We start from the raw sequence: 7,371 nt of genomic DNA, 5'->3' as shown, positions 1-7,371 counted from the left end.
GGTCTCGTCGTTCGGATCGGACTTCAATTACGACTTCAATGTCTCCTTCACGCCCGAGCAAGTGAAGGAAGGCAAAGCCTGTTACAATTATCAGGAGACCGGGGTTCCGCTGGAGGACCTTTCGGGATTCAGCGTCTTTTACAAGAACGATGACGGCGAGATTTTCCACACCTATTCTACCTTCGGCCGTGGCGCCGAAGAGGTGCTGGGTTCCTACATGCTGCTCGACCTCACCCCGAAGGGACGCAACGAGAACGGCCCGCATTTCAACCTGACCGACTGGGTGCGTCACCGCGACCGCTACGGCAGTGACGGCCACGTGGCCGCAACCGGACGATGGGTTGCTGCCCAAGGTGCCGATTGCTGCCGCTCAAACTGAGCGAAAAGATAACAGCCAAGGTTTCGAGGAGATTGAGATGGCTTACGTCGACGGATTCATCTTGCCGGTGCCGAGGAGGAAACTGAAGGACTATGCGCGTCTTGCGACCCTTGCCGGCAAGGTCTGGAAGGAATACGGCGCAATCGATTACCACGAATGCGTGGCCGATGATGTGAAGCCCGGCAAGTGGACGTCATTTCCGCAAGCCGTGAAGCTCAAGAAGGGCGAGGTCGTTGTGTTCTCCTGGATCACCTACAAATCGCGCAAGCAGCGCGACTCCATCATGAAGAAAGTCATGAAGGACAAGCGGCTTGCCGAGATGATGAGCGACCCGAAAAAAATGCCGTTCGACACCAAGCGCATGTTCTGGGGCGGCTTCAAGAGCTTCGTCGATCTCTGACGGGCACGGTGGGGCCGAACATTCACACGGCCATTGCGGCCGGATGAGCCGACTCGTCCACAAATGACATCAAGGAAATCGAACATGGACCAACAACCGCAAGGCGTCGTCCCGCATCTCGTCGTCGAAGGCGCCGCCGATGCGCTGGATTTCTACAAGACCGCGTTCGGCGCGACCGAACTGATGCGCATGCCGGCCGAGGACGGCAAACGCCTGATGCATGCCGCGATGATCGTCAATGGCTGTCATATATATCTGATGGATGATTTTCCCGAGTTTCGCGAGCAGCACGGCGGCAACAAGCTGCTGGGCCCGAAGACAAACGGCGCGACCACCTTCGTGCTGCATCTCTTCGTGCCCGATTGCGACGCGGCGGTGAAACGCGCAACCGACGCCGGCTGCACGGTGATGATGGAGCCGTGGGACGCCTTCTGGGGCGATCGCTATGGCCAGGTGCTGGACCCATATGGCCACGCCTGGAGCTTCGCGCATCCGCTCAAGAAGAACTGAGGCTCCAACTCCCGCAAAGGATCGCTCGCATGACGATGACCGATATCGAGCGGGATTTCGTCATCAGCCGCATCGTTCAGGCGCCCCGTGCGCGCGTCTGGCGCGCCTACAGCGAAGCAGACCAGCTCACCCGATGGTGGGGACCGAAGGGCGCGGCTATCCGCGTGCTATCACTCGATTTCCGGCCCGGCGGCATGTTCCACTACGCGATGGAGTTCCAGCCCGGCCACCCGATCTATGGCCGCTTTGTGTATGGTTTGATCCGTGCGCCGGAGCGGCTGGAATATGTCAACGCATTTTCCGACGAAAATGGTGGCCTCACCCGCGCACCGTTCCCGCAATTGCGCGATTCCTTTCCGCTCGAATTCCACAACGTGGTGACCTTTGCGGAGAAGGATGGCACAACCATCGTGACCGCCCGATCAACGCCGATCAACGCCTCGCCTGCCGAGATCAGTGCGTTCGTCGGCATGTTCGATTCGATACACGTCAGCTTCACCAGCATTTTCGACAAGCTCGACGCGCTGCTTTGCCGATAACGGAGATTTCCATGCTGAAGACGATCCTCATCATCGTGGCGGTGCTTGCCGTGGGCGTTGCCGGACTTGTTGCCTATGCCGCCGTGACCCAGCCCGACACCTTCCGCGTGCAGCGGGCGATGACGATCGAGGCCCCGCCCGAGAAGCTGGTCGGAATTCTTTCCGACCTGCGCCGCGGCGCCGAATGGTCGCCCTACGAGAAGAAGGATCCCGCCATGAAGAAGACTTTCAGCGGTCCCGCGACCGGCCCTGGGGCGAAACTTGAATGGGACGGCAACGGCGATGTCGGCGCCGGCGCTCTCACGGTCGCCGATGTCACGCCATCCAAGGTCACGCTCAAGCTCGACATGACCCGCCCGATGACGGCGAGCAACGTCGTCGAATATACGCTCGCGCCGAAAGGTAACGCCACCGATATGACCTGGGCGCTGCACGGGCCGATGAACATCATGTCGAAAGTCATGTGCACATTTATGAGCCTCGACAAGATGGTCGGCGGCGACATGGAGCGTGGCCTCAAGGATTTGAAGGCGCTCGCCGAGCGCTGACGACTGCTCGTTCAAGCCAGAGAGAAGGAGGAGACAGAATGTCCGTCGCAGAGAAGACCGAAACCGCCACGCAGGACTGCGCAATGATGGCGGAGCCGACCAGGGAGCATCGCTGGCTGACGCGGCTCGTAGGCGAATGGAGCTTCGAGGGCGAATGCATGATGGGGCCGGACCAGCCGCCGATGAAATCGGGAGGGCAAAGCGCCATCCGTTCGCTTGGCGGGCTGTGGCTTCTCAATGAGGGCTCGGGCGAGATGCCCGGCGGCGGCGAGATGAAAAGCATCATCACGCTCGGCTACGACCCGGCCAAGCGCAAGTTCGTCGGCACCTTCATCGCGTCGATGATGACGCATCTGTGGCTCTACGAGGGCACGCTCGATGCATCGGGCAAGGTGCTGACGCTCGACGCCGAAGGGCCGAGCATGGCGGGCGACGGAACGATGTCAAAATATCAGGACATCGTTACGGTCGAGAACGACGACCACTGGATCCTGTCGTCGCAGATGCAGGGACCGGACGGCCATTGGATGAAATTCATGACCGCTCATTACCGGCGCAAGTGACGGAGCCATCCGGCGCCGGCCCGAGGCCGGCGCCTGTGCCGATCTTGAAGTGAGCCGACCTTTCCTCGATCACGGCGCGATCGGATGCGACTATGACGCTGCGCCCGAACGCGAATTCGAGGCCTGCATCGATGCGCTTCGATCGCGATCGATAAAGGCAACCAGTTCCTTCGTCTTTTCGGTGAAGAGCTGAAGCTTGCCGGTGTCCAGCGGCTCGCTGAGCCGCTGGAGCAGGAACAGGTCCGCGCCGTCCGCGAATGCGGGCCCGACGCCGCAAAAGAAGAAGCCGAGGCCGCGGGCCGCCTCCGTCAGGGCCACGAGACCCGGATCGGCGATCGGGGCCGAAAGCTGTACCGACTGAGCCCGCAGCGCGCACACGTCGCGCAACGCCTGGTCGAGCTCGATGGCGGCATTCGGACCGATCCGCTCGAATTGAATGACGCCATAGCCGCGATCATTGACCCTAATCCCGGTGCGCGATTCCGGGACAGCCGCCCCTGATGCTGCGGCAACCGTCACGGTCACACCGAGGCTTTCGTAGATCTTGAGCAGCATCTCCCGGTAGGGCGCAGGGGCCTGAATGGCGCGCGCCGCCGGCGGCTGCACGAACCGAAAAGTCCGAAGATAGCTTTGGCGCTGTCCGGCGGTGGGGCAGGCGATATCCTTGGGGCGGAAGTCCTCCGGATTCGCGCCGAGCAAGACCGCACAGACCGGCATGCCGGCACGCTCGTCGTTGCGTTGCGAGAAGGTGTGGATCGTCAGCGGCTCGGCATAAATGCCCTGAAGGCCTCGCTTCGGCGCTTCCGCAGAGAGGCGCTCTGTCATGCGCTCCAGCAAGTGCTGGCCCCGGTACGCCGGCAGGACCACGGCCTCGCCCCGTTCGGCGACCACCGCGCCGGATTCTCGTTCCAGCGCGAGATGGCCGATGACTTCGCCGTTGCCGCCGCGCGCCACTACCGGGATCAATTCACCATTCTCAACGCGTGCCCAGTACCGGTGGGGCGCAAAAACCTCCGCATGGACATAGTGGTGGCCGTAGACCGCGAGGAAGCATCGGGCGATTGCCGGCGCGTCGCCTTTCTCGGGCAGGTCGATACGAATGTCGCCGGTGATCGGCGGCGCGGCCGGTTCGGCAGGGGGCTCGGAAAGCGCGTGGTGCGCCTCCGTGAGGTCGGTCAAGCTGCGGTGAAGGCTCACCTCCCAGCTGTCAATTCCGCATTCGCGGCAGGAGATGCCGGCGTCTGGCCGCAAGCGGCCGCCGAGCGACGCCACCGCGTTTGCAAAGCGTGAGTGACCGGGCAGCAGAATCTTCGCCATGACCTCGCCGCGAGAGACCGACACCGCGACATGGACGCGTTCATCCCCGGGCGTTGCGGTGGCAAGTGCCAGCCAGGCCGCGGCGCTGTCATCCGCGATCCGGCTCACACAGGCTGTCGGCACGCCTTCCGAGAGCGCCGCCTCGCGCACAAAAGCGCGCACCAGTTCGCTGCGCCCGGGGTCAAGCATCAACTGCAATTCGCAGAGCCGCGGATGTGATGGCGATGTCATGGTGTCGACCGATCCTTGGTCAGCGGTCTGATGAAGAATGCCGGATATCCAGAATGAGACTGGCCGGATGACATCCGTTCAACACCAAGAACCTTAACCGTTCCTGCGCGCACCGCGCATCGTCGGCAGGCCGATGCCGGTGGCTTCGAAACCGCCGTCGACCGAGATCATCTGGCCGGTGATGTAGCTGGCGCGGTCGCTGCACAGAAAGAAGATCGTCTCCGCCAGTTCCTCCTCGAGCCCGTAGCGGTTGAGCGGGATGGTGTCGTGATAATCGGCCCGAATTTCCGGCGTATGCACCGCTTTCGCCATCGCCGTCTCGACCGGGCCCGGGGCAACCGCATTGACCCGGATGCCGAGCGCGGCGAGTTCGACCGCCTGCTGCCTGGTCAGATGCGCAAGACCGGCCTTGCTGGTGCCGTAGGCGACCCGCAGGGTGGAGGCGCGCAGTGACGAGATCGAGGTGATGTTGACGATAGAGCCGCCGCCGCTGTCGCGGATCAGCGGTGCCGCGGCCTGCGTGCAGAGAAACGGACCGGTCAGATTGACCGCGAGCGTCCGCGCCCAGTCTTCCGGCGTGGTTTCGAGCAGCGGTTTGAAGATCGCAATGCCGGCATTGTTGACCAGCGCATCCAGCCGGCCGAAATGCGCGGCTGATCGCGTCACCGCCTGGCTGACGCCGTCCGCCTCGGCGACGTCGCAGCTCAGCGCAAGCGTCCGCTCCGGCAGAGCCAGCGCGACCATTGTGCGATGCAGATTCTCGTCGTCGATGTCGAGCAGCGCGACGTTCCAGCCCTCGGCCAGAAACTTCTGCGCGGTCGCAAGTCCGATGCCGCGCGCGGCACCCGTCACCAGGACAACCTTTGCATTCTCCGCCGCCATGCCTGTTTCTCCGTGCACGACGGCAGCCTAGCGCATCATCATCGGTTGCGCGCAACAACCTCTTCGTAGGCCCGCTGCAGCCGCTCGCGTACTGACTCGCCCGGCCTGCGCTTTGCTGCCGGCACGCCGAGATGCATCTCGCGCAGTTCCTGCGCGAAGTCGGCCCACAATTTCGGGCCACCCTCCTCCAGTATTTGCGCGCGGATCGACAGCTCCGGCGTCACCGGCAGATAGTTGCGTCCGAAAACGGCCATCTGCCCGAGCACAGGCAAAAGCGCGATGCCCATCTCGGTCAGGCTGTAGATGCCTTTCTGCTTGTGGGTCGGGTCATCGCTGCGCGTCAGGATGCCCTGCCCGACCAGCGTCTTGAGGCGATCTGCGAGAATGTTCGACGAGATGCCTTCCTCCGACTGCGTCAGCAGCTCGCGGAAATGCCGCCGGTTGCCGAAGATGATGTCGCGGATGATCAGCAGGCTCCATTTGTCGCCCACCACCTCCAGCGTGAGATTGATCGGACAGCCGGACCGGTGGAGGTCGTCCATTCAGGCCCCTCAAAAAGCCGCTTGCATTCTGTCACTGTAATCTTATTCTGCAACTGGTTGTATAATGATATCAGTAAGGAGTCGTGGAATGTCGAAGCTGCGGGTGCACGGCTTTGCCATTTCCCTCGACGGCTATGGCGCCGGTCCTGATCAGAGCCTGGAAAACCCCCTCGGCATTGGCGGGATGGGACTGCACGAATGGGTCTTGGCCACTCGCACCTTCCGGGCGATGTTCGGGCAGGAGGGCGGCTCGACGGGCGTCGATGACAAATTTGCCGGGCGCGGCTTTGAGAATATCGGAGCCTGGATCATGGGCCGCAACATGTTCGCGCCATCTCGCGGAGACTGGCCGGACGATGGCTGGAAAGGATGGTGGGGTGAAAATCCCCCGTACCATTGCCCGGTCTTCGTGCTCACGCACCACCCGCGCGCTTCCATCACCATGGACGGCGGCACAACGTTCCACTTCGTAACCGACGGCATTCACGCGGCGCTGGAACGCGCAGTCGAAGCCGCGAGCGGCAAGGATATCCGCGTCGGCGGCGGCGCCGCCACGATCCGGCAATATCTGCAGGAAGGACTCGTCGACGAGATGCATCTTGTCGTCTCGCCGGTCCTGCTTGGATCCGGCGAGCCTCTTCTCGCCGGGATCGACCTGCTGAAGCTCGGCTACAAGCGCAGCGAGTACGCCACGATACCGAACGCCATGCACGTGGTGTTGTCGAAATGCTAGATTAGCCGCCCGCGCAAACAGCCGGAGAGTTCTGCATGTCGCTCACGCTCTATTTCCATCCGCTGTCGTCGTTCTGCATGAAGGTGCTGACAGCGCTTTACGAGAACGACACGCCGTTCACGCCGCAGATCGTCGACCTGTTCGACGAAGCGCAGGGCGACGAATTCAAAGCCATCTGGCCGGTCGGGAAATTTCCGGTCCTTCGCGACGCCGCGCGGGACCGGATCATCCCGGAAACCAGCGTGATCATCGTTCATCTCGACCGGCATTATCCCGGACGCACGCGGCTTGTCCCGGACGATGCCGACATCGCCTCGCAGATGCATGTCTACGATCGCGTGTTCGACAATTACGTGAACCAGAACATGCAGCGCGTGGTGTTCGATCGCCGGCGGCCGGCGGACAAGCGCGATCCCTACGGCGTGGAGCACGCGAAGGCTCATCTTCGCACAACGCTCGACATGATCGAACGCGACATTGCCGGCCGGCCTTCGGTGGCCTGGATCATGGGCGAGAATTTCACCATGGCGGACTGCGCCGCCGCGCCGGCGCTGTTCTACGCGGACAAGGTCATGCCGCTCAACGACGGCCACCCGCATGTCGCCGCCTATCTGGGGCGTCTGATGCGGCGCGCGTCTTTCCTGCGCGTGCTGAAAGAGGCGAAGCCGTATCTCGACATGTTTCCGAAGGATGACGCGGCTTAGTCTCGGACCGCTGTCAGCTTTCG

General features: G+C 62.6%; 11 protein-coding genes. 8 read left to right on the top strand and 3 right to left on the bottom strand.

Going from position 1 to position 7,371, the window contains the following annotated elements:
• The 6 genes from AB7F49_RS02300 to AB7F49_RS02275 form a co-directional block, all read left to right on the top strand.
• A partial coding sequence (locus tag AB7F49_RS02300; RefSeq protein WP_428519883.1) for a DUF899 family protein occupies positions 1-379 on the top strand: 379 nt, incomplete at its 5' end.
• A 37-nt stretch (positions 380-416) separates the two neighbouring features.
• Positions 417-779, top strand: coding sequence for a DUF1428 domain-containing protein (locus tag AB7F49_RS02295; RefSeq protein ID WP_428519881.1), 363 nt, complete (start codon positions 417-419; stop codon positions 777-779).
• An 84-nt stretch (positions 780-863) separates the two neighbouring features.
• Positions 864-1,289 carry a VOC family protein gene (locus AB7F49_RS02290; protein WP_428519879.1) on the top strand — a complete coding sequence of 142 codons (426 nt, stop codon included), beginning with the start codon at positions 864-866 and terminating at the stop codon, positions 1,287-1,289.
• A gap of 29 nt (positions 1,290-1,318) precedes the next feature.
• Complete coding sequence (locus AB7F49_RS02285; protein ID WP_428519877.1) at positions 1,319-1,828, top strand: SRPBCC family protein; 510 nt, start codon at positions 1,319-1,321, stop codon at positions 1,826-1,828.
• Positions 1,829-1,839: 11 nt separating this feature from the next.
• Complete coding sequence (locus tag AB7F49_RS02280) at positions 1,840-2,376, top strand: SRPBCC family protein (RefSeq protein ID WP_428519875.1); 537 nt, start codon at positions 1,840-1,842, stop codon at positions 2,374-2,376.
• Positions 2,377-2,414: 38 nt separating this feature from the next.
• Positions 2,415-2,939 carry a DUF1579 domain-containing protein gene (locus AB7F49_RS02275; RefSeq protein WP_428519873.1) on the top strand — a complete coding sequence of 175 codons (525 nt, stop codon included), beginning with the start codon at positions 2,415-2,417 and terminating at the stop codon, positions 2,937-2,939.
• A 90-nt stretch (positions 2,940-3,029) separates the two neighbouring features.
• Here AB7F49_RS02275 and AB7F49_RS02270 read toward each other — a convergent pair whose 3' ends face one another.
• The 3 genes from AB7F49_RS02270 to AB7F49_RS02260 form a co-directional block, all read right to left on the bottom strand.
• Positions 3,030-4,487 (bottom strand): N-acetyltransferase family protein, encoded by a 1,458-nt coding sequence (locus AB7F49_RS02270; RefSeq protein WP_428519871.1) that lies wholly within the window; start codon positions 4,485-4,487, stop codon positions 3,030-3,032.
• A gap of 93 nt (positions 4,488-4,580) precedes the next feature.
• Positions 4,581-5,369 carry an SDR family NAD(P)-dependent oxidoreductase gene (locus AB7F49_RS02265; protein ID WP_428519869.1) on the bottom strand — a complete coding sequence of 263 codons (789 nt, stop codon included), beginning with the start codon at positions 5,367-5,369 and terminating at the stop codon, positions 4,581-4,583.
• A gap of 38 nt (positions 5,370-5,407) precedes the next feature.
• Entirely contained in the window at positions 5,408-5,911 is a 504-nt protein-coding gene (locus AB7F49_RS02260) for a winged helix-turn-helix transcriptional regulator (protein WP_428519867.1), read from the bottom strand.
• Positions 5,912-5,999: 88 nt separating this feature from the next.
• Between AB7F49_RS02260 and AB7F49_RS02255 the strand changes: the two genes are divergently transcribed.
• On the top strand, positions 6,000-6,644 hold the full coding sequence (locus tag AB7F49_RS02255) for a dihydrofolate reductase family protein (protein WP_428519865.1): 645 nt from the start codon (positions 6,000-6,002) through the stop codon (positions 6,642-6,644).
• 35 nt (positions 6,645-6,679) lie between these two features.
• The gene (locus AB7F49_RS02250; protein WP_428519863.1) at positions 6,680-7,348 is read left to right on the top strand and encodes a glutathione S-transferase family protein; all 669 of its coding nucleotides are present in this window, start codon (positions 6,680-6,682) and stop codon (positions 7,346-7,348) included.
• Positions 7,349-7,371: the final 23 nt, after the last annotated feature.

The sequence above is a fragment of the Pseudorhodoplanes sp. genome, from assembly GCF_050250235.1.
Lineage (GTDB): Bacteria > Pseudomonadota > Alphaproteobacteria > Rhizobiales > Xanthobacteraceae > Pseudorhodoplanes.
Note: the sequence above shows the minus strand (reverse complement) of the source record. Positions and strands in the feature narration are given on the sequence as shown.

What these genes read in the sequence shown, in the direction of transcription:
- AB7F49_RS02295 (WP_428519881.1), top strand. Translation starts at nt 417, where the DNA reads ATGGCTTACGTCGACGGATTCATCTTGCCGGTGCCGAGGAGGAAACTG.
- AB7F49_RS02290 (WP_428519879.1), top strand. Translation starts at nt 864, where the DNA reads ATGGACCAACAACCGCAAGGCGTCGTCCCGCATCTCGTCGTCGAAGGC.
- AB7F49_RS02285 (WP_428519877.1), top strand. Translation starts at nt 1,319, where the DNA reads ATGACGATGACCGATATCGAGCGGGATTTCGTCATCAGCCGCATCGTT.
- AB7F49_RS02280 (WP_428519875.1), top strand. Translation starts at nt 1,840, where the DNA reads ATGCTGAAGACGATCCTCATCATCGTGGCGGTGCTTGCCGTGGGCGTT.
- AB7F49_RS02275 (WP_428519873.1), top strand. Translation starts at nt 2,415, where the DNA reads ATGTCCGTCGCAGAGAAGACCGAAACCGCCACGCAGGACTGCGCAATG.
- AB7F49_RS02270 (WP_428519871.1), bottom strand. Translation starts at nt 4,487, where the DNA reads ATGACATCGCCATCACATCCGCGGCTCTGCGAATTGCAGTTGATGCTT.
- AB7F49_RS02265 (WP_428519869.1), bottom strand. Translation starts at nt 5,369, where the DNA reads ATGGCGGCGGAGAATGCAAAGGTTGTCCTGGTGACGGGTGCCGCGCGC.
- AB7F49_RS02260 (WP_428519867.1), bottom strand. Translation starts at nt 5,911, where the DNA reads ATGGACGACCTCCACCGGTCCGGCTGTCCGATCAATCTCACGCTGGAG.
- AB7F49_RS02255 (WP_428519865.1), top strand. Translation starts at nt 6,000, where the DNA reads ATGTCGAAGCTGCGGGTGCACGGCTTTGCCATTTCCCTCGACGGCTAT.
- AB7F49_RS02250 (WP_428519863.1), top strand. Translation starts at nt 6,680, where the DNA reads ATGTCGCTCACGCTCTATTTCCATCCGCTGTCGTCGTTCTGCATGAAG.